Consider the following 20,130-nt stretch of genomic DNA (forward strand, 5'->3'; position numbering starts at 1 on the left):
GGGCTTGGCACCGGCAGGACAGTGCCAAGCCACGTAACGATATGGTCGTGCCGCGCGAGGATGGCGAAGCAAAGGATGAAGCATGCCCCACCCGGCTCTCCATGAGGATCATCCGGATCTCGCCGCGCTTGCCGCCGAGGGGCGGGTCGTGGCCTATTTCGGCTATGGCTCGCTGGTCAATCCGCGCACCTTGCGGACGAAATTTTTGGCGATCCGCCGGGCTGAAGCGGCGGGCTGGCGGCGCGTCTGGCTGCCGCGCGAGGCGGACGCGGCCATGTCGCTGCTCTCGGTCAAGCGCGATGAGGCCGCCGCGGTGCATGGCGTCGTCGTTTACGATCTCGTCGACCACTTGCCCTCGGTCGACGAGCGTGAGGCGGGATACGCCCGGCGGATCGTCGATCATGATCGCCTGACGGTGGAAAACCCGCCGCTCGCCGACATCCCCGTCTATCTCTACGAGGCCCATTCCTGCGCGGTGAGCGCTGAGGAGCGCCAATCGGCGATCCTGCAAAGTTATCTCGATGCAGTGATGCAGGGCTTTCTGATGCTTTATGGCGAGGCTGGGGTCGATCGTTTCGTTGCCGAGACTCACGGATTCGAAACCCGGCTGCTGACCGATCGCATCTTGCCGCGCTATCCGCGCCCGGTGACGCTTGATGCCGGTGAGGCAGCGCTGTTCGACAGTTTGGTCACCGCGCGTGGCCTGATCCCGGTCTCGGCTTGAGCCGGATCGCGCGGCGGGCTTGACCTGCGGTGATGACAAGTCGATCAAGAAGTGCTTAAAGGCCGGGCACGTCTTGGATCGGAGCGATCAGCCGTTTCGGACGTAACGACACCCACGACAAACCCGAGGCGAGAAACCACCGGCTGGCCCGGTCAGGAGAGAATGTCATGGCGAAGGATTGGACACCGTCGAGCTGGCGCGCAAAGCCCGTTCTGCAGGTGCCGGACTATCCGGATCCGGTCGTTCTCGCCGAAACCGAGACACGGCTGGCGAGCTTTCCGCCGCTGGTGTTTGCCGGCGAGGCGCGCAAGCTGACACGCTCCTTGGGTGAAGTGGCTGAAGGGCGAGCATTCCTGTTGCAGGGCGGCGACTGTGCCGAAAGCTTCGCCGAGCATGGCGCCGACAACATTCGCGATTTTTTCCGCGCCTTTTTGCAGATGGCCGTCATCCTGACCTTTGCGAGCGCCCAGCCGGTGGTGAAGGTTGGCCGGATTGCGGGTCAGTTCGCCAAGCCGCGCTCCTCAAACAGCGAGACCAAGAACGGCGAGACGCTGCCCGCCTACCGGGGCGACATCATCAACGGCATCGAATTCGACGCGGCGTCCCGCATTCCGGATCCGAACCGTCAGGTCATGGCCTATCGCCAGTCGGCCGCGACGCTGAATCTCTTGCGCGCGTTCGCCCAGGGCGGCTACGCCAATCTCGAGAACGTCCATCAGTGGATGCTCGGCTTCGTCGCGGGCAGCCCGCAGGCCGAACGCTTCGTCGCCATCGCCGACCGGATTTCCGAGACCATGGCCTTCATGCGGGCCGTCGGCATCGATGCGGAGAACCATCCGTCGCTGCGCGAGACCGACTTCTTCACCAGCCACGAGGCGCTGCTGCTCGGCTATGAAGAGGCGCTGACCCGCGTCGATTCCACCTCCGGAGACTGGTACGCCACCTCCGGTCACATGATCTGGATCGGCGATCGCACCCGACAGCTCGATCACGGCCATGTCGAATTCTGCCGGGGCATCCACAATCCGCTGGGCTTGAAATGCGGTCCGACGTCCGATCCCGACGACCTGATCCGGTTGATCGATCGGCTGAACCCGCAGAACAAGGCGGGTCGGCTGACGCTGATCACCCGTTTCGGCCATGAGCGGGTCGAGGAGTGTCTGCCGAAGCTGATCCGGGCCGTGGAGCGTGAGGGCAAGAAGGTCGTCTGGTCCTGCGATCCGATGCACGGCAACACGATTACGCTGAACCGCTACAAGACCCGGCCGTTCGAGCGCATCCTCGCCGAGGTGCAGGCGTTCTTTGATGTGCATCGCGCGGAAGGCACCCATCCCGGCGGTATCCATGTCGAGATGACCGGCAAGGACGTCACCGAATGCACCGGTGGCGCCCGGCCGATCCTGGCCGAGGATCTGTCGGATCGCTACCACACCCATTGCGATCCGCGCCTCAATGCCAATCAGGCGCTCGAACTCGCTTTTCTGGTGGCCGAGCTTCTGAAGCAGGATCGCGAGGCGTCGAGCGAGCCGAAGCGGCAGATTGCAGGCTGAGGCAGCGTTTCCTAAAAACGCTGCCGATCTGGCTGAATTGGTGAACAATCCGTCGGGCCTTCCGGGGCCTGACGGGTCAGCCTTCAGCGCTTATTCTTCGTGGCATGTTCGATCTCACGGAGGGCGCGGAGCGATGCTGCCGACCTTGTTCATCTCTCATGGATCCCCAGATATCGCGATCGCCGACACGCCGGCGTCGCGGTTCCTGCGCGGCCTGTCGCAAGACCTGCCGCGGCCGCGGGCGATCCTTGTCGCGAGCGCCCATTTCGAGGCGACCGGCGGGGTGTTCGTCACCGGCGACGCGCGGCCGCAGACCATCCACGACTTTGGCGGCTTTGCCCGCGAACTTTACGAGATGGCCTATCCGGCGCCGGGCGACCCGGCGCTGGCCGCCGAGATCGCGGGTCTTTTGCAAGGCGCGGGGTTCAATGCGGCCGTCGCCGAGCGCCGCGGCTTCGATCACGGCGCCTGGATTCCGCTGTGCCTTGCTTATCCCCAGGCCGACATTCCGGTGCTCGAAATTTCCGTCGATCCGACACGCGACGCCGCCTATCACTATCGTCTTGGTCAGGCGCTTGGCGGGCTTGCCGAGCGCGACGTGCTTATCGTGGGGTCGGGCTCGCTCACCCACAATCTGCGGGAGGCCTTCGCCCGGGTAAAAGTCGGTCAGCGCGCCGCGGCGGTTCCCGAGTGGGTCGGAGCCTTCGCCGACTGGATGGGCCGCAAGCTCGTTGAAGGCGATCTTGACGCTCTCCTCGACTATCGCCGGCAAGCGCCGTTCGCGGCGGAAAATCATCCGAGCGACGAGCACTTGATGCCGCTTTATGTCGCGCTTGGCGCGGCGGGTGCGGCCGTGAGCGCCACGATGCTGCATCAAAGCCGCGATTTCGGCGTGCTCGCCATGGAGACTTTCGCGTTCCAGAAAGCCGCCTGAGCCCTGGGGGGACAAGCGCCGATCGGCGCGCTCCAACGCGGCACCGAGGCACCGAGGCGGCGAAAGGGCAATATGGACGTCACCTTCGATCTCGATCTGCGGCCGGGCCTGCCGGACGATCTGAAGCTGTTGCTCGACAAATATCCGCGCGAGAGCTGGGAGGGCCATGCCAATTTGGAAGGCACGGCGCGTTTCTGGCTGTCGCGCCACGACATGTTTCGCGAGCTTGGCGCGGCCTTGACCGCGGCACTCCATCAGGAGCGCGAAGGCGAAGTGGCGATCGAGCCGTTCCGCCAGTGGTTCGTGCCGCGGCTTGGCTTCTTTCTCAACGAGTTGAACGGCCATCATCGGATCGAGGACGCGCATTACTTCCCGGCCTATCAAGCGGCCGAGCCGAAGCTCGCGCGGGGCTTTGAGCTGCTCGATGCCGACCATTCGGTCATCCATCACGACCTGGAATCGACCGCCGCAACGGCGAATGCGTTTTTACAGGCGAGCGCGACGGGTGAGGGGGGATCGGACGGTGTGCGCCGGGCGCGCGACGCCTATTCCGAGGCGAGCGAGCGGCTGCTGATGCGGCTGATGCGTCATCTGGAAGACGAGGAAGACCTTATTATTCCTCTGATCCTTGATCGCGGAGACGCGGCGTTCTGAACATCTGGCGCAACGGACCGAACAGGCCGCCATGGCGCATCTTGGCGTGGCGACCTTGGCGCGGACGGGCCCACCATGCGGCCATCAGCGGACCCCATTGCCGCCAGCCGAAATAGCCGGCGAGAAGCACCGCGAGCACCGCCAGCACGATCACCGCACCGCGCTCGAACAGCTGCAGATTGGCGAAGACCGACCAGATCGAATAGCCGAAGACGAAACCGATGGTCGTGAAAATGCCGGCCCAAAGGCCCGCGCCGACAAAGTTCAGCACTAGGAATCGGATGATCGACAGACGCGACAGGCCGAGCGCCACGAGACCCGGCATGCGCAGGCCATAGACATAGCGGTTCACGATGACGAAATAGGCCTGGTAGCGCTCGACGAGGCCGAGCGCCTTGGCAAAGCGCGGCTTTTCCCGCCAGACCATGACCCAGCGGTGATTGGAAAAGAAGCGGGCGAACAGGAACACCGACAGATCGCCGAAGAATGATCCGGTAAAGGCGAGCGCGATCATCATCTCGAGCGGATAGGCGCCGCGATAGGCGAGGAATCCGCCGATGATCGCGAAGACCTCGCCTTCGAAAAAGGTGCCGATAAGGACGATGACCGGCCCGAATTGCGCGATCAGGGTCAGGATTTCGTACACGTGTGCTCCGAACTCACTGGCATTTCCATCCTCTTGCGCGCTTCTCGCAAATGGCGCGCCTTTTCGCTGGTGCCCGCCGGCGGTGCTCCGTCGATGCCGCCTTGTCGCAGAACTTTGCGGCACAAGAAAGTGGCATGGCGTGGCGCGCGAACACGCAGATGCCGCGCCGGCTGGATTATCGCGCCGGATCGAAGGTCTCTTATGCAGGCCGCGCGCGGCTTTCCGTAATGTTTTGCTAAAAGGCGCTTCGTGGCGCAGATTTCAAGATCTTTGCGCCGATCGGCCGCGCAATTGCAGCCGGCCACCGATCACGCTTTGGCTGCAAGTCGGCGGCGTGACATTGCATCGGTGATTTTGCCTTTGATATCCAAGCCCGATCGATCGGATGGCCTTGCTATCGGGTCGCGGCGAAACAATTCGCCCATAACGACATCGCCATGCAGAACTCGCGTTCTGACGAGGAGCCGCCGCCATGCCCGCCATGCCCGCCATCACCGACCGCTTTCGCCTCGCCGTGGCGCAGCTCAATCCGACCGTCGGCGATGTCGCCGGCAATCTCGAGCGGGCCCGCAAAGCGAGAGCCGAGGCGGCGGAGGCCGGCGCCGATCTCATCCTCTTCACCGAACTGTTTCTCGCCGGCTATCCGCCGGAGGATCTGGTGCTTAAGCCGGCCTTTGTCGCCGCCTGCATGGCCGCGGTCGAGACCTTCGCCAAGGAAACGGCCGACGGCGGGCCGGGCGTCGTCATCGGCTGCCCGCTCAGCACCGAGGCGGGGCTGTTCAACGCGGTCGCCGTTTTGGATGGCGGCGCGGTCGTCACCTGGCGCTCCAAGGTCGATCTGCCGAATTATGGCGAGTTCGACGAAAAGCGGGTGTTTCAGGCCGGCGAGATGCCCGGACCGGTGAATTTTCGCGGCCTGCGCCTCGGCATTCCGGTGTGCGAGGATATCTGGGGCGACCTTGGCATCTGCGAAACGCTGGCCGAATCCGGCGCCGAGCTGCTGATCGTGCCGAACGGCTCGCCGTTTTATCGCGGCAAGCTCGATGTGCGCCATCAGATGGTGCTGCGTCAGGTAATCGAGACCGATCTGCCGATGGTCTATGCCAATCAGCTCGGCGGCCAGGACGAGCTGGTGTTCGACGGCGCCTCCTTCGCCTTCAACGCCGATCGCAGCCTCGCCTTCCAATATCCGCAGTTTCAGGCCGGCGTCTTCGTCTGCGACTGGGTGAAAGGCGCGGCGGGCTGGCAGGCGGCGGGCGGCACGGTCGCCGAGATCCCCGATGACGACGCGGCGGTGTGGCAGGCCTGCGTCCTCGGCCTCGGCGACTATGTGAACAAGAACGGCTTCAAGTCGGTGATCCTCGGCCTGTCCGGCGGCATCGACTCGGCGGTCTGCGCGGCGATGGCGGTGGATGCGCTCGGCGCCGAGCGCGTGCACACGGTGATGCTGCCCTATCGCTACACCGCCGAGACCTCCCTCGAAGATGCGGCGGCTTGCGCGAAAACCCTCGGCATCCGCTACGACATCGTGCCGATCGCCGAGCCGGTCGAAGGCTTTTTGAGCGCGCTTGCGCCGATGTTTGCAGGCAGCGGGGCGGGGATCACCGAGGAGAATCTGCAAAGCCGCACTCGCGGCACGATCCTGATGGCGATTTCCAACAAATTCGGCGCGATGGTCGTGACCACCGGCAACAAGAGCGAAATGAGCGTCGGCTATGCGACGCTCTATGGCGACATGAACGGCGGCTTCAACCCGATCAAGGACCTTTACAAGACCGAGGTCTTCCGCCTCGCCCGCTGGCGCAACCAGAACCACCGCGCCGCCCTTCGCGGCCCCGAAGGCGCGGTCGTGCCCGAGCGCATCATCACCAAGCCGCCCTCGGCCGAGCTGCGCGCCGACCAGAAGGATGAAGATTCCCTGCCGCCCTACGACACCCTCGACGCCATCCTGCGGCATCTGGTGGAAGCGGACGGCGGCGTCGACGATCTGGTCGCCGAAGGCTTTGACCGCGACACCGTCGCCCACATCGAAAAGCTCCTCTACATCGCCGAATACAAACGCCGCCAGTCGGCGCCGGGCGTGAAGGTGACCCGCAAGAATTTCGGGCGGGACCGGCGCTACCCGATCACCAACCGGTTTCGGGAGGGGTGAGGGGGAGGGGCAATTGACGCACTTTAGCCAGCTCTTGAACGGGATCGCCAAATCCTACAGCATATCCTTCCCAGTGCTAGCTACGCACGGAAGAATATCAAGTATCTTCCTCGGCGAACTGTATCCATTTGCTCCGCGTTGATGGCAAATGGCATTCAATCAGAGGCAATCTTCTCAAAATTCGTTAAAAATCTTAATTCATGCTGCAATTGAAGATCAAATCCGGAACATTCCGTGCGTATGAGACGTGTTTCGGGATGAGATTCCACTCATCGCCGTCAATTGTCATCGACAAAACGTCAAATGATGATTTTCTTTTATATTTTCCCCAAAAAAAATTGGAATTATCAGAAAATGCAGCATAGTAAAATAATTCACCAGATTTTAATTGGATATTTTTAACCGTTTTTACATTCTCGTTAGAATACTTGGGAACATTTATCCAATAATATAAATCGTATGAGTCTTCTTTTTGAGGATCAAGGAATGCGAGTGCGATATTTATGCCGACACCGCAGTCGTTTTCAACGTCAATATTCGATTTTTGTCCATTTTTAAAAAAACCATCGGATGTGTTTTTATCGGTTTTTTCCGTCTCCGTATATTTGGCTTCCACACCGTTGCATGCTTTGATCATATCTTTAATTGTGCTAGACTTGTTTATCAAGTCGTTTCGTTCTTGGTTTAAATCTTTAATTATATGTGCTAGCAAATCAGATTGTTCTTCCCATGCTGCGATTTTTCTTTCAAATATGCGTAACCCTTGTGGTGTCGATGCTTCGTCTTTTATCTGATTTAATTCCGAAATGTGTAATTTTACTACATTATTCAAATCATTTACGTCGTCAAATATCGTGTTTGATAAGTATTTTTCAATATCTTTATTTTCTTTGTTTAATTTTTCGATATCTCTTGTTGCACATGCCCCAAGATTCATTTCAATAACTGGTTCTGCTTGTATTATATCTGCTACTGAAGCATCAAAAGGCTTGCGTTGTTCGTTCAATGCTGAAATCTGGTCGCGAACACCGGCGGCGTTTAATTGCGTCTTCCCGGCATTTTTAACGATTTGTCTTGGGTTTTCACGTTGTGAAGCAAACGATGTACTCAAAGAAAGAGCGATTAAAATGCATGTTCCCAAAATTATAGGGGAAATGCAAATAATCATCTTCATGTCCATGTCCTTTAATTCGTTAGAGGTTCTTTAATTGTTGAAAGATAATTAGTTAATCCATCTATTATCGATTGTATTTTTTCATTTGTTTGATCTAATTGCTCAGCCGCCTGTGTGAGAGACGATATGATTATGTCATACCCAACGGCTTCCCGTTTTCTATGCAGTTCATCCGCCAAGGAATTGAGCTTAGGATAAAATTGCGAAAAAACTTGTTCTCCTGATTCGAATCTTCTCTTTATTTTCGACAGCGATTCAATGCGACTTGTTTTGAACGTAGATGATATCGTTCTATCATTTCGTAACTGTGCAGAAATAGAGTCAATATTTGAAATAATTTGTTTTATTCGTCTTTCAGTAAAGTTCCCAGGGGCAACGCGATCTGCTAAGGCGTTTACATTTCCGGATAGGGCATCGACTTCTTTCAGTGCGGTTGAGTAATCGCCATTCTTTATCGAATACTCCAGCGCTTTATTGGCTGCATCAAGGGATTTAACAGCTGGATCAAATTCAGATATTATTTTTTTTATAACTTTTTTGCTGTTTGTCTCAATACTTTGGTCTGATCTCTGGTGTTCAGAACCTGTTTGTGATGGGGCTTGGATGATTTTATTCTCAATTGTCGCCGCATCAACGCAAATTGAAGATAACGACAGACACATTACACCCGCTGACGCCGTTAATGAAATCTTTTTTATTTGCATGATGTTTCATTCCTCATCAAGGAGCGAACCTAATTCAGATTGTGTGACGATCTTAGGTTGAAAAATAGACTAATAAATCGTCAAAGTAAAGCGTTATGTAAATAAAAATTAAGGTTGTAATGGGCTGAGTTCGTGCCGTGGTTCGTGCCCAACGGTGTGGGGAAATGACGTCGAGCCGCCGGCGTCGTAAATTGAAATCGCTCCCGAGGGGTATGCCTTGGCTCGTTCTGCTGACGATCGAAACTGAGCCATGACGTCTCAAGTGTGACTGCTGCGGCCCTGTCTTTCGATCGCGGGCAAATTAAATGCCTGTCATATGGTCAGACATCTTGAGCCCCCCATTTCGCCCGCACCCCATTTGATGCTACCCAGCGCCATTCCTCTCTGACGGCGCCGTTGCGGCAGCCTCATCGGATCGATCATGGACTTCTTGCGCTTCATGGGGCGAAATGCCCGCTGGCTGGCCGGCGGCTTTCTGCTCTGCTTCTTCTCGTCCTTCGGGCAGACCTTCTACATCTCCCTGTCGAATGGCGACATCCGGCGCGAGTTCGATCTGTCGAATGGCGCATTTGGCGTGGTCTATATGATCGCGACGCTGGCGAGCGCGGCGACGCTGCCCTTGCTCGGCTGGCTGCTCGACCGGTTCAAGGCCTGGCAGGTCGGCTGCGCGACCGTCCTCAGCCTGGCCCTCGCGACGGCGCTGATGGCGGTGGCCGGCAATCTGCCGCTGCTGTTCCTCTCGCTCTATCTGCTGCGCCTCTTCGGCCAGGGCATGATGACCGAAACCGCGATGACGGCGACGGGGCGCTGGTTTGCCGCCAATCGCGGCCGGGCGATGTCGATCATCTCCCTCGGCTTTCACCTCGGCACCGGGCTGTTTCCGCTGATCTTCGTGTCGGTCGCGGCGGCGCTCGGCTGGCGCGGGACGTGGCTCGCCTGCGGCGCGGTTCTGGTCGTCCTCGCGCTGCCGGTGATCGTCTATACCACCCACAAGGACCGCGATCCGCAGTCGGAGCCGAAATCGCGCGCCAAACCGGATGTGCGGGACTGGACGCTGAAGGAGGTGCTCGCCGCGCCGAGCTTCTGGCTGATCGCCTCGGCGGTGCTGGCGCCGCCTTTCATCGTCACGACCTTGTTCTTTCACCAGGTCTATTTGACCAATCTGCGCGGCTGGTCTTTGGAAGTCTTTGCCTCGGGCTTTGCGGTGATGTCGGCGACGACGCTGGTCTTCGCGCTGATCGCCGGCGGGCTGATCGATCGGTTTTCGGCGGTGCGGCTGCTGCCGGTGTTTCTCGTTCCGATGGCGCTTGCCTGTTTCGTCGTCTGGCAATTTTCCGCCGAGGCCTCGATCTTCGTCTTCATGGTGTGTCTCGGCGTGTCGAACGGCTTTTCCTCGACGTTGCAGGGGGCGATCCTGCCGGAACTTTACGGCATCAAGCATCTCGGCTCGCTGCGGTCGGCGCTGGTGGCGATGATGGTGCTGTCTTCGGCGCTGGGCCCGGGCGTCACCGGGCTGCTGATCGATCAGCAGGTCGACTATCCGCTGCAGATCGGGGTGATGGGGCTCTATTGCGTCGCCATCTCCGTCGTCATGCTGGTCGTCTCGCGGCGCCAGGTCGCGGCGGCGGTCGAGGCCGAGGCGTCGCTGCCGCTGTCACCGCAACAAGCGATCGACCGGATCGATCCCCAGCCGGGCGAGCGCTGATCTGGCAGAGCGGCTTTCGGGCGCGGCCGCTTTGGTGTAGGTCGCTCCCCATGTCTGCCATTCTTCGCTTCGCGCCATCGCCGACCGGGCGACTGCACATCGGAAACTTGCGCACCGCGCTGTTCAACTGGCTGTTCGCCAGGCGCGAGGGCGGTCTCTTCGTGCTGCGCTTCGACGACACCGATTGCGAACGCTCCAAGCGCGAATTTGCCGATCTGATCGAGCGCGATCTCGCCTGGCTCGGCATCACGCCGCACCGCGTCGCCCGCCAGTCGGAGCGGATCGCGCTCTACGATGCGGCAGCCGAGCAGCTGAAGACGGCAGGGCTGCTCTATCCCTGCTTCGAGACGCCGGACGAGCTCGACCGCCGGCGCAAGCGGCTTGCCGCCCGCGGGCTGCCGCCGGTCTATGGCCGCGAGGCGCTGAAACTGTCGGCCGACGAGCGCGCCGGGCTGGAGGCCGAGGGCCGCCGGCCGCATTGGCGCTTCCTCCTGCCGAATTTCACCGACGATCCCTTCGCTCCGACCCGCACCGATCTCAGCTTCGACGATCTGGTGCGCGGGGAAACGACGATCGATCTCGCCTCGCTCTCCGATCCGGTGCTGATCCGCGAAGACGGCAGCTATCTCTATACGCTGCCCTCGGTGGTCGATGATGCCGAAATGGGTGTGACCCATGTCATTCGCGGCGACGATCACGTCACCAACACCGCCGTTCAGGCGGCGCTGTTTCAGGCGCTCAGAGTGCCGATGCCGCGCTTCGGCCACCACAATCTGTTGACGACGATCGGCGGCGAGGGGTTGTCGAAGCGCTCCGGCGCGCTGTCGTTGGAAACGCTGCGCGAGGACGGTTTCGAGCCGATGGCGGTCGCCTCGCTGGCGGTGCTGGTCGGCATGGCGGGGGCGATCGAGCCGATGGCCGATCTCGCCGCGCTGGAAACGCGGCTCGACCTGTCCGCGGTTTCCGCCTCGGCCTCGAAATTCGATCCGGCCGAGCTCGACCGCCTCAACCGCGAGATCGTCCACGCGCTGCCCTCAGCGGCGGTGGCCGAGCGGCTCGCAAGGCTCGGCATTCCGGACGGCGAGGCCGAGGCGTTCTGGCTGGCGGTGCGGGCCAATTGCGACAAGGTCGTCGACGCCAAGGGCTGGGCCGAAATCGTCTATGGCGCGGTCATGGTGCCGGCGCCTGCCGACGCGGAGGAGGCGGTGTTCCGGCAGGCGGCACTGCGGCTGTTTCCGGCGGGAGCCATCGGCTCGGAGACGTTCCGCGCCTGGACCAGCGCCATCAAGGCCGAGACCGGCGCCAAGGGCAAGGCGCTGTTCCTGCCGCTGCGCCGGGCGATCACCGGCCTTGATCACGGGCCGGAACTCGGTCCGCTGCTGCCGCTGATCGGCCGCGAACGGCTGGAAACGCGGCTGCAGCAGCGGCCCGAAAATCAGACGTGATTGTCGGCAACGCACGATGCGCCGATTCAAAGCCTGAGAGCGTTCTTTTTGCGTTCGAGAGGACGCAGGGCGCTCTCAAGGCAGGCCGATCGCCCGCCCGCCGCTCTTTACTCTTTCATGGCGCCGGGGCCGGGCGTTGCGCCGGGCGGACATTTGCCGAGGATGATCATGCCGAGGACCTCGTCCTTGGTCACGTCCTCGGTGCGGGCCGAGCCGACGACCTGGCCGTTCTTCATCACCACCACCCGATCCGACAGATCGAAGACGTCATGAATGTCGTGGCTGATCAGGAAGATGCCGATATCCTCCTTCTTCAGCTCCTTGATCAGATCGGCGACCTGGGCGGTCTCCTGGGGACCGAGCGCGGCGGTCGGCTCGTCCATGATCAGGATCTTGGCGTTGAAGAGGATCGCCCGGGCGATCGCCACTGACTGCCGCTGGCCGCCGGACAGCGCCTTCACCGGTTCCTTGAAGCGGCGGAAATTCGGGTTGAGCCGCCCCATCACCTTGCGTGCCTCGGCTTCCATCGCGGCGTCGTCGAGGGTGCCCCAGGCGGTCATGATCTCGCGTCCGAGAAACAGGTTGGCGGCGGCATCGACATTGTCGGCCAGCGCCAGGGTCTGGTAGATCGTCTCGATGCCATAGGCCTTGGCGTCGCGGGGATTGGCGATCGTCGCCTTGTCGCCGCGCACGTAGATCTCGCCGGAATCGCGCTTATAGGCGCCCGACAGGATCTTGATCAGCGTCGACTTGCCGGCGCCGTTGTGGCCGAGCAGGGCGACCACCTCGCCCGGATAAAGATCGATCGAAGCGCCGTCGACGGCGTGGATGCCGCCAAAGGCGATGGAGATGTCCTCCATCTGGACCAGCGCCGGGCCGGAGCGATCAATGGTGTCGTGATGATGCGCCGGGCCGTGATCGGTGATCTGCTCCATCGTGGTGCTCATGCGGACCTCCTGCGATAGATGGTGTCGAGCCAGACGGCGACGACGAGAACCGCGCCGACGACGATGTTCTGCAGCGGCGTGTCCATGCCGAGCAGAACCATGCCGGATTGCAGGCTCTGCATGACCAGGGCGCCGAGCATGGCGCCGAAGATCGTGCCGGCGCCGCCGGCCAGCGACGTGCCGCCGATCACCGCCGCGGCGATGGTGTAGAGCTCGTCGAGGGTGCCTTGGGCGTTGGTCGCCGAGGACAGGCGGGCCGTCGAGATCGCGGCCGCGATGGCGGCGAGCATGCCCATCAGCATGAACACCATCATGGTGACGCGCTTGGTGTTGATGCCGGCGAGCTCTGCGGCCTCCGGATTGCCGCCGATGGCGAAGACATAGCGGCCGAAGCGGGTGCGCCGGGCGATGAAGGCCATGACGATGCCGACGCCGATGAACAACAGGACCGGGATCGCATAGCCGAAGCTGATCTCGAGGCCGCCTGGCGGCACTGTCAAATTATGCGCCTCGGCGTAACGGCGGGCGAGCGGAGCGGGCAGCATATAGGCGTTGACGATCATCGTCGCCGCGACGACGGCGATCAGCGACAGGCCGAGCGTGAGGATCTCGGCCCAGATCGGCTTGATCGTGAAGTTGAAGCGTTTGCGGCGGCGGCGTGCGGCGACCGCGGCAAGGACGATGAAGACAATCGCGGCGGCGGCGAAGATCCAGCTCCATGTGGCGCCGATCGAGCCGTCGCTGCCGCCGCCGAGAAGCTTGAAATTGTCGTCGGTGAGCGGAATGGTGCGGCCCGAGGCCACCCACCAGGCGCCGCCGCGCCAGACCAGGAGGCCGCCCAGCGTGACGATGAAGGCCGGCACGCCCAGATAGGCGATGATGAAGCCTTGCAGGCCGCCGATCAAAAGCCCGCAGATCAAGCCGACGATGAGCGTTGCAATCCAGACGAGCCCGCTGTCATAGCCGAGCATCGGCGTCAGGTACTGGGTTTGGGCGACCGCCATGATCATGCCGGTGACGCCGAGGATCGAGCCGACCGAGAGATCGATGTTGCGGGTGACGATCACCAGCACCATGCCGGTCGCCATGACGCCGACCGAGGCGGTCTGCACCGAAAGGTTCCACAGATTGCGCGGGGTCAGGAAGGTGCCGCCCGACAGGATGTGGAATCCGACCCAGATGACCAGCAGCGCGCCGATCATGCCGAGCATGCGCGTATCGATCTCCGTCGCGCGCAAGAAACCCTTGAAGCCGCCGCGGGTGGCGTTGCCAGCCGCCGGCCGGGTCAGGGCCGTATCCGAGGTCGCTTCGCTCAATGCCGCCTCCCAAAATGTGAACGCTTTGCGAGACGGCGCCGTCTGGCCGGCATCACGCGGTCGCGCTCGTCTTTGTTGTTTGAGCCGGGTCGTCGTGACCCGCCCGTCGAAGATGCGTCCCGATCCCCAGCGCGCTGGGCTGCACCAATGATCGAATGATCGTTATGGCAAACGCGACCGAGCCGTCTGGACGGCCCTTTCGGAGCGCCGCTGCTGAGGATAGAATGCACCCTAGAGCGCCCTGCATCCCTTTGGACGCAGAATGGATGCTCCAACTCTTTGATTCTACGCATCGTGCTTTGCCGAAAATCGATTCCGATTTTCGGGCCGATGCTGGAGCGGTGCGAAAGGCATAAGGCTGATCGCACCGCGGGCACGCTCGCCCCTGAAAAATGGCCGCAGCGAAGCGCCGCGGCCACCGATCGTCTCAAGGTGACAGGGACTACCCGCAGACCGGCACCGAACCCGGCTTGACGCCCTGGCAGACCTCGTCCTTGGTGATCCAGCCGGCGTCGATGACGACGTTGAGGTTGTCCTTGGTGATCGCCACCGGCTTCAGGAAGATCGATTCGAGCTTCTTGCCGTTGGGGCTGTCCCACTCCTCGGCGCCAGTGACGTCGCTCATCTTCTTGCCGCCGGCGAGTTCGAGCGCGATCTCCGCCGCGCGCTTGCCGAGCTCGCGGGAGTCCTTCCAGACGCTGACCGTCTGGGTGCCGAGCGCGATGCGGTTCAGCGCCGCATGATCGGCATCCTGGCCCGAGACCGGCACGGAACCGGCGAGGCCCTGGGCTTCCAGCGCCGCGATGGCGCCGCCCGCGGTGCCGTCATTGGAGGCGACCACCGCATCGACCTTGTTGTTGTTGGCCGTCAGGATCTGCTCCATGTTCTTCTGGGCATTCGCCGGCAGCCAGCCGTCGGTATAGGCCTCTCCGACATTCTTGATCTTGCCGGCGTCGATGGCGGGCTTCAGCACCTCCATCTGTCCTTCGAACAGGAAGTCGGCATTCGGATCGGAGGAGGAGCCCTTGATGAAGGCGTAATTGCCCTCGGGCTTCACCTTCTCGACCTCGCGGGCTTGGATGCGCCCGACTTCCTTGTTGTCGAAGGTGATGTAGAAGGCGTTCGGATCCTCGATCAGCCGGTCATAGCCGATCACCGGGATGCCGTTGTTCGCGGCCGTTTGGACGGCGGGCCCGATCGCCGCGGAATCCTGGGCGAGGATGATCAACGCGTTGGCGCCCTGGGTGATCAGCGATTCGACGTCGGTCAGCTGTTTGGCCGCCGAGGACTGGGCGTCGGCTGAGATGTATTTGGCGCCGGCGGCCGCAAGTGCCTTTTTGATAGCCGCTTCGTCGGTCTTCCAGCGCTCTTCCTGAAAGTTCGACCAGGAGACGCCCACGGTGATTCCCTTGCCGTCCTGGGCAAAGGCCGCGGTGCTGATGGCAGCGATCGAGAACATCGCGCCGGCCAGCGCGAGCTTCAGCATCTTCATGATTTTTCCTCCCTGGCGCCCCTGGCGCCTTCGCGTCACGGAGCCCGGCGACGTGGCACCGGCCAAGACTTTTTCCAAGCCTCGTAAAAAATGGTGACAGCAATTCCGATCCATGTCAACGTGTTAGAGTTGAGCCGCCGAAGCGCCGGGAGAGCGTGTGGCGGGGGAGGAGAATGACTGTTGAGCAGGCTGGCGAAAACCGACGCCGAGACGGTGCGTGCGCACAATCGTCTGGCAGTGCTCGATCATTTGCGCCGAGTTTCCGTTTCGACACGAAAAAGTGTCAGCGAAGCCACGGGCTTGTCGGTCTCGGCGTCGTCGGCGATCTCTGCGTCGCTCCTGCGCTGCGGTATTCTCGAAGAGGTTGAAGAGGACGATCGCTCGAACCGTCGGGGCCGGCCGGGCAAAGGCCTTGGTCTGAGCGGCGGTGCGGCCTGTGTCGCGGCACTCAAGCTGGCGGTCGGCGAGGTCAGTGGCCGCCTGAGCGATTATGCCGGCCGACCGCTCGCCGAAATCCGCCGCGAGGTCGACATCGCCAGTCATGACGGCGCCGCGCTGGTGATGCTGCTCGCCGATCTCTGCGGGGCGTTGAGGAGCCAGGCGCAGGGGCGGAGCCGGCCGCTCGACAAAGTGGTGGTCGCGGTTCAGGGCAAGACCGACAGCGGCCTCTCCGGCATTGTCTGGTCGCCGGCCCTGCGTCACCGCGACATTGAGATCGCCGCGCCGCTGACCGCGCGGCTCGGCGCCGAGGTGAGCGTTTTAAATGATTGTTCGGTAATGCCGGAGGCCTTTCGCTGGCAGCCGGATTTCGCCGGTCTCGATTTTGCCACGCTGTTCGTCGGCTTCGGTGTCGGCATGGGCCTCCAGATCAGCGGCGAGACCTTTCAGGGAAAGCGCTCCTCGGCGGTGGAATTCGGCCATATCAATCATGTGCCCGGCGGGGCGCTTTGTCGCTGCGGCAATCGCGGCTGCGTCGAGGCCTATGCCAGCGACTATGCGATCTGGCGGCGGGCCAAGGGCACCGACGAAATCGCCGCGCGAAGGATTCGCGACGAGGAGATCCATGCGTTGGCGGAGGCCGCGCGGGCCGGTGACGCCGCCGCGGCGACGGCCTTCGAGGAGGCCGGTATTGCCATCGGCTACGGCCTCGGGCGGGTCTTCACCATGATCGATCCGCTGCCGATCGTGCTGACCGGCTCCGGCGTCCAGGCGATCGACCGGCTTGAGCCGGTGATCCGCCGGGGGATCGCCGAATCCGCCGTCGATGGCCTTGGCGCCGACACGCCGTTGATTCTTGAGGAAGACACCGACGCCTTGGTGTTCGATGCGGCGACGGCCTATGCGCTCGCCGCGCTCGACAAAGGTTTTTCCCGCTCGGCGCCTGAAGCAACAGAGGCCGCGTGATCGGACCAAGGCAGAGCATGCCGGTGATCGTTTGCCAGACCCGCGCCAACCGCGATGCGATCGCTTCGTCGGGAACGTCATCGCTTGAGTGACGATACGATGTCAGGCAGCGTTTTGCGCCATGGCATTCGTCATCAGCGCATAGATCGTATGACTGTCGCGGGATTCGCGGATTTCCTCAACGATATTGCGGTTGCGCAGCAATCTGGCGACCTTGGACAACGCCTTCAGGTGATCTGCTCCCGACCCTTGCGGTGCCAGGAGCAGAAACACGATATCGACGGGCTGATCGTCGAGGGCATCGAAATCCACCGGGCGATTTAGCCGGGCGAACACACCGATGATTCGCTCGATGCCGTCCAGCTTGCCGTGCGGAATGGCGATGCCGTTGCCGACCGCCGTCGATCCGAGCTTTTCCCGCCCGAGGATCGTCTCGAAGATCTCGCGCTCGGAAATGCCAGTAATTTCGGCGGCCTTCGCGGCCAGTCCCTGCAGGACCTGTTTCTTTGAGTTTGCCCTGAGGTCGGGCAAAATCGCGCCGGGTTCAATCAGGGTTTCGACATCCATCGAAGGCCAGCCTTCTCGTTTCGGGCACGTCTTCTTATCCGACGAAACTTATCTCGTCGTTACGCATCCTGCGAGTAATTCGAAGGATCGACCCACCCATAATTTCCATCCGGGCGGCGGAAGACGATGTTCAGATCGCCGGAATTGGCATTCCTGAACAGGACAAAAGGGCTGTCCTGGCGATCCAGTTCCATCACGGCCCCGGCAACCGAATGGGTGCCGACCTTCAGAGTCGTTTCGGCAATGATCGCCGGCGCGTAGTCGACCGGCACGTCCTCGGCCTCCTCCGGAATGGCGGCCATGATCGAATAGGCCATTTCCCGGTGGCTGTTGTTCTGGTGGTCCTTCAGCCGCCGCTTGTAGCGTCGAAGGCGCTTCTCGACCCGTTCGGCCGCCTCCGCGAAGCTCGCATCGGGCTCATGCGCCTGACCGGCCGCCTGGAAGACGACGCCGGTGTCGAGATGGACGGTGCAGTCGGTGGCGTATCGGTTGCCGTCCTTCGATACGACGACCGTACCGGAGAAATTTCCGTCGAAATATTTATCGACCGCTTCGCCGAGGCGTTCCTCGATCCGGACACGGAAGGCTTCGCCCACGTCCATGTGTTTTCCCGATACACGCAAGGCCATTCAACTTCTCCTATCGTCCTTGCCGTCGAACGAGCGAAACCTCATTGGATGCGTCGCCCGTCTGATGGCCCACGCGGGGGGCTTTCGCCTTTGCCCCTGCGTCCAGCTGCACGTCGACGGCCCCGGTCGGGACCGCGCACGGGAGGTGGCGCCTTCTAGAAACGCAGCTGGTTTCTGTCAACGCGACGCCTGCCCGCCTTACAAAACTAGGAATCGGAGTCGGCTTCGCAATGGAGGGCGGATCGGCACTCCGTCGAAATTGCCCGGTCGCCCATAAGCGGCGACCGGCAGGCCTCAGGACGCGAGCTGCCGGGCGTTCATTTCACGCCGCCGCTGGATCGAGGACGGGATGCCCAGCGCCTCGCGATATTTGGCAACGGTCCGCCGTGCCAAATCGATGCCCTCTTTTTTCAGGACAACGGCGATGTCATCGTCGGACATCACCTTGCCGACGCTCTCGGCGTCGATCAGGATCTTGATGCGGTGTTTGACGCTTTCGGCCGAATGCGCGTCGCCGCCATCGGCCGAGGCGATCGCGACCGTGAAGAAGAACCGCATTTCGAATGTGCCACGCGGGGTCGCGATGTATTTCGTCGAGGTCACGCGGCTGACCGTCGATTCGTGCATGCCGATCGCCTCGGCGACGGACATCAGCGTCATCGGCTTCAGCCCGCCGACGCCGCGGGTCAAAAAGCCGTCCTGGCGCCGGACGATCTCGCTCGCCACCTTCAGGATCGTCTTCGCCCGTTGATCAAGAGAGCGGACCAGCCAGTTCGCCGACTGCTGGCATTCGCCGAGAAAGGCCTGATCCGCCTCGCGTGTCGCGCCGTCACGGACGGTGGTGAGATAGGCGTTGTCGACGATGACCCGGGGCAGGGCGTCGGGATTGAGTTCGACCTGCCAGGTCCCGTCGGCGCTTTCGCTGACGAAGACATCCGGGACGATAACCTCCGATCCGTCATGATCGAACGCGTGGCCGGGCTTGGGATCCAGGCCTCGGATTTCGGCGAGGATCTCCATCAACCCGGCTTCGTCTTCGCCGGTCAGCCGGCGCAGCGCCGAGAAGTCACGTCGGGCAAGGAGATCCAGATGGTCGAGGACGATGGCAATCACCGGATCGAAGCGGTTCTGCCGCTTCAGCTGGATCGCCAAGCATTCCGCGAGGCTGCGGGCAAACAGGCCGGCCGGCGCGATATCGCGCTGGATCGTTTGAAGCGTGCGCTCGACAGCCTCGATCGGGCACCGCAGTTGGGCTGCGATTTCCGCTGCCGAAACGTAGACATAGCCGCTTTCGTCGAGATGCTCGCATAGCTCTTCGCCGATCCGGCGCTCGTCGGCATCCTCGAGAATATCGGCGACCTCTTGCGCGGCATGGGCGTGTAACGACGGGCGGCGGTCGGCAAGATCCTCGATTCCGAACTCGCTGTCGCCTGAAAAGGCCTGGTTGGCGCTGCGCCGGGATGCTGGGCCGCCAATGCCATTTGCAACCGCAGACGGTGCGGCGCCCGGATACCCAGCGGAATCGGAGCGGGCTTCCCCAGTGACCTCACCGGAACCGACGGATACCGCAGCGTCGGCAGCGGCGGGGCTGTGAATGAGGAGCGGGTTGCTCTCCATCTGTCGTTCGACGAAGGCTTGCAGCTCGGCGTTGCTATATTGGAGCAGACGGATTGATTGCAGCAGCTGGGGTGTCATCACCAGCGCCTGGGACTGTCGGAGCTGCAACTTTGCCGAAAGCGCCATGAATTTCGATCGAACTCGCTCTCAATCCGGCACGCAGGAGGGGGAACTCGAACGCGTCGGTGATTCAACCACAAGATCGAAAGAGGGTATCGCCAGCGGTCCCCCCCGATCCGTCGATGCCCATCAAAGCGAGTCCGGCCAGCGCTTGTCAATTAGGCAACCGCATCTTGGATGCAGTGCATACATGTGCAGAGCGGCGGAGGTCCGCTGAATGGCCGCTGCGATCAACGCTAAGCCGTTGACTCGCGACGCTGTCGCAAATTCTTCAGCCCTTACGTCATGGCATCACGCAGCCGGGGTCGCAGGCGCATTCGATCGGCGGCTGGTGAGGATCAAAGCGGCGT

The 20,130-nt window shown here is 61.7% G+C and carries 17 protein-coding genes; 8 read left to right on the top strand and 9 right to left on the bottom strand.

Annotation, left to right across the window (positions count from 1 at the left end; translation table 11 throughout):
* Positions 1 to 82 precede the first annotated feature (82 nt).
* The 4 genes from J1C48_RS02775 (at position 83) to J1C48_RS02790 (ending at position 3,862) form a co-directional block, all read left to right on the top strand.
* Entirely contained in the window at positions 83 to 724 is a 642-nt protein-coding gene (locus J1C48_RS02775) for a gamma-glutamylcyclotransferase family protein (protein WP_207256152.1), read from the top strand.
* Between the two features lie 167 nt (positions 725 to 891).
* Positions 892 to 2,274 (top strand): class II 3-deoxy-7-phosphoheptulonate synthase, encoded by a 1,383-nt coding sequence (locus J1C48_RS02780; protein ID WP_207256153.1) that lies wholly within the window; start codon positions 892 to 894, stop codon positions 2,272 to 2,274.
* 133 nt (positions 2,275 to 2,407) lie between these two features.
* Positions 2,408 to 3,208 (top strand): DODA-type extradiol aromatic ring-opening family dioxygenase, encoded by an 801-nt coding sequence (locus J1C48_RS02785; protein WP_207256154.1) that lies wholly within the window; start codon positions 2,408 to 2,410, stop codon positions 3,206 to 3,208.
* A gap of 72 nt (positions 3,209 to 3,280) precedes the next feature.
* The gene (locus J1C48_RS02790; protein ID WP_207256155.1) at positions 3,281 to 3,862 is read left to right on the top strand and encodes a hemerythrin domain-containing protein; all 582 of its coding nucleotides are present in this window, start codon (positions 3,281 to 3,283) and stop codon (positions 3,860 to 3,862) included.
* Here the strand turns inward: J1C48_RS02790 and J1C48_RS02795 are convergent.
* The gene (locus tag J1C48_RS02795) at positions 3,822 to 4,508 is read right to left on the bottom strand and encodes a VTT domain-containing protein (RefSeq protein WP_207256156.1); all 687 of its coding nucleotides are present in this window, start codon (positions 4,506 to 4,508) and stop codon (positions 3,822 to 3,824) included. The genes J1C48_RS02790 and J1C48_RS02795 overlap by 41 nt on opposite strands.
* 472 nt (positions 4,509 to 4,980) lie before the next feature.
* Here J1C48_RS02795 and J1C48_RS02800 point away from each other — a divergent pair, with 472 nt between their 5' ends.
* The gene (locus J1C48_RS02800; RefSeq protein WP_207256157.1) at positions 4,981 to 6,660 is read left to right on the top strand and encodes an NAD+ synthase; all 1,680 of its coding nucleotides are present in this window, start codon (positions 4,981 to 4,983) and stop codon (positions 6,658 to 6,660) included.
* Between the two features lie 193 nt (positions 6,661 to 6,853).
* Here J1C48_RS02800 and J1C48_RS02805 read toward each other — a convergent pair whose 3' ends face one another.
* Positions 6,854 to 7,834, bottom strand: coding sequence for a hypothetical protein (locus tag J1C48_RS02805; protein ID WP_207256158.1), 981 nt, complete (start codon positions 7,832 to 7,834; stop codon positions 6,854 to 6,856).
* 11 nt (positions 7,835 to 7,845) lie between these two features.
* Positions 7,846 to 8,538, bottom strand: coding sequence for a hypothetical protein (locus J1C48_RS02810; RefSeq protein WP_207256159.1), 693 nt, complete (start codon positions 8,536 to 8,538; stop codon positions 7,846 to 7,848).
* A 421-nt stretch (positions 8,539 to 8,959) separates the two neighbouring features.
* Here J1C48_RS02810 and J1C48_RS02815 point away from each other — a divergent pair, with 421 nt between their 5' ends.
* Together J1C48_RS02815 and gltX are read left to right on the top strand one after the other, a co-directional pair.
* The gene (locus tag J1C48_RS02815) at positions 8,960 to 10,243 is read left to right on the top strand and encodes an MFS transporter (protein ID WP_207256160.1); all 1,284 of its coding nucleotides are present in this window, start codon (positions 8,960 to 8,962) and stop codon (positions 10,241 to 10,243) included.
* A gap of 50 nt (positions 10,244 to 10,293) precedes the next feature.
* A complete protein-coding gene (gene gltX / locus J1C48_RS02820) occupies positions 10,294 to 11,688 on the top strand; it encodes a glutamate--tRNA ligase (RefSeq protein WP_207256161.1) in 1,395 nt (464 codons plus the stop codon).
* A gap of 107 nt (positions 11,689 to 11,795) precedes the next feature.
* On the opposite strand, the gene J1C48_RS02825 is transcribed toward gltX, so the two are convergent.
* The 3 genes from J1C48_RS02825 to xylF all read right to left on the bottom strand — a co-directional run bounded on the left by J1C48_RS02825 (position 11,796) and on the right by xylF (position 15,443).
* Positions 11,796 to 12,548, bottom strand: coding sequence for an ATP-binding cassette domain-containing protein (locus tag J1C48_RS02825; RefSeq protein WP_207256570.1), 753 nt, complete (start codon positions 12,546 to 12,548; stop codon positions 11,796 to 11,798).
* 83 nt (positions 12,549 to 12,631) lie between these two features.
* On the bottom strand, positions 12,632 to 13,951 hold the full coding sequence (locus J1C48_RS02830; protein ID WP_425523478.1) for a sugar ABC transporter permease: 1,320 nt from the start codon (positions 13,949 to 13,951) through the stop codon (positions 12,632 to 12,634).
* A 442-nt stretch (positions 13,952 to 14,393) separates the two neighbouring features.
* Positions 14,394 to 15,443: a D-xylose ABC transporter substrate-binding protein gene (gene xylF, locus J1C48_RS02835; protein ID WP_207256162.1), complete on the bottom strand. Its 1,050-nt coding sequence runs from the start codon at positions 15,441 to 15,443 to the stop codon at positions 14,394 to 14,396.
* A gap of 180 nt (positions 15,444 to 15,623) precedes the next feature.
* Here xylF and J1C48_RS02840 point away from each other — a divergent pair, with 180 nt between their 5' ends.
* Positions 15,624 to 16,847, top strand: a complete 1,224-nt coding sequence (locus J1C48_RS02840) for an ROK family protein (RefSeq protein ID WP_231081545.1) — start codon at positions 15,624 to 15,626, stop codon at positions 16,845 to 16,847.
* A 102-nt stretch (positions 16,848 to 16,949) separates the two neighbouring features.
* Here J1C48_RS02840 and ptsN read toward each other — a convergent pair whose 3' ends face one another.
* The 3 genes from ptsN to rpoN form a co-directional block, all read right to left on the bottom strand.
* On the bottom strand, positions 16,950 to 17,414 hold the full coding sequence (gene ptsN, locus J1C48_RS02845; protein ID WP_207256163.1) for a PTS IIA-like nitrogen regulatory protein PtsN: 465 nt from the start codon (positions 17,412 to 17,414) through the stop codon (positions 16,950 to 16,952).
* A 59-nt stretch (positions 17,415 to 17,473) separates the two neighbouring features.
* On the bottom strand, positions 17,474 to 18,043 hold the full coding sequence (gene hpf, locus J1C48_RS02850; RefSeq protein WP_207256164.1) for a ribosome hibernation-promoting factor, HPF/YfiA family: 570 nt from the start codon (positions 18,041 to 18,043) through the stop codon (positions 17,474 to 17,476).
* A 294-nt stretch (positions 18,044 to 18,337) separates the two neighbouring features.
* Positions 18,338 to 19,786, bottom strand: coding sequence for an RNA polymerase factor sigma-54 (gene rpoN, locus J1C48_RS02855; RefSeq protein ID WP_207256165.1), 1,449 nt, complete (start codon positions 19,784 to 19,786; stop codon positions 18,338 to 18,340).
* Positions 19,787 to 20,130 lie beyond the last annotated feature (344 nt).

This window comes from Jiella flava (assembly GCF_017349315.1).
Lineage (GTDB): Bacteria > Pseudomonadota > Alphaproteobacteria > Rhizobiales > Rhizobiaceae > Jiella > Jiella flava.

Coding starts and splice junctions, on each gene's coding strand:
- J1C48_RS02775 (WP_207256152.1), top strand. CDS start 83: ATGCCCCACCCGGCTCTCCATGAGGATCATCCGGATCTCGCCGCGCTT.
- J1C48_RS02780 (WP_207256153.1), top strand. CDS start 892: ATGGCGAAGGATTGGACACCGTCGAGCTGGCGCGCAAAGCCCGTTCTG.
- J1C48_RS02785 (WP_207256154.1), top strand. CDS start 2,408: ATGCTGCCGACCTTGTTCATCTCTCATGGATCCCCAGATATCGCGATC.
- J1C48_RS02790 (WP_207256155.1), top strand. CDS start 3,281: ATGGACGTCACCTTCGATCTCGATCTGCGGCCGGGCCTGCCGGACGAT.
- J1C48_RS02800 (WP_207256157.1), top strand. CDS start 4,981: ATGCCCGCCATGCCCGCCATCACCGACCGCTTTCGCCTCGCCGTGGCG.
- J1C48_RS02805 (WP_207256158.1), bottom strand. CDS start 7,834: ATGAAGATGATTATTTGCATTTCCCCTATAATTTTGGGAACATGCATT.
- J1C48_RS02810 (WP_207256159.1), bottom strand. CDS start 8,538: ATGCAAATAAAAAAGATTTCATTAACGGCGTCAGCGGGTGTAATGTGT.
- J1C48_RS02815 (WP_207256160.1), top strand. CDS start 8,960: ATGGACTTCTTGCGCTTCATGGGGCGAAATGCCCGCTGGCTGGCCGGC.
- gltX (WP_207256161.1), top strand. CDS start 10,294: ATGTCTGCCATTCTTCGCTTCGCGCCATCGCCGACCGGGCGACTGCAC.
- J1C48_RS02825 (WP_207256570.1), bottom strand. CDS start 12,548: ATGGAGGACATCTCCATCGCCTTTGGCGGCATCCACGCCGTCGACGGC.
- xylF (WP_207256162.1), bottom strand. CDS start 15,443: ATGAAGATGCTGAAGCTCGCGCTGGCCGGCGCGATGTTCTCGATCGCT.
- ptsN (WP_207256163.1), bottom strand. CDS start 17,414: ATGGATGTCGAAACCCTGATTGAACCCGGCGCGATTTTGCCCGACCTC.
- hpf (WP_207256164.1), bottom strand. CDS start 18,043: ATGGCCTTGCGTGTATCGGGAAAACACATGGACGTGGGCGAAGCCTTC.
- rpoN (WP_207256165.1), bottom strand. CDS start 19,786: ATGGCGCTTTCGGCAAAGTTGCAGCTCCGACAGTCCCAGGCGCTGGTG.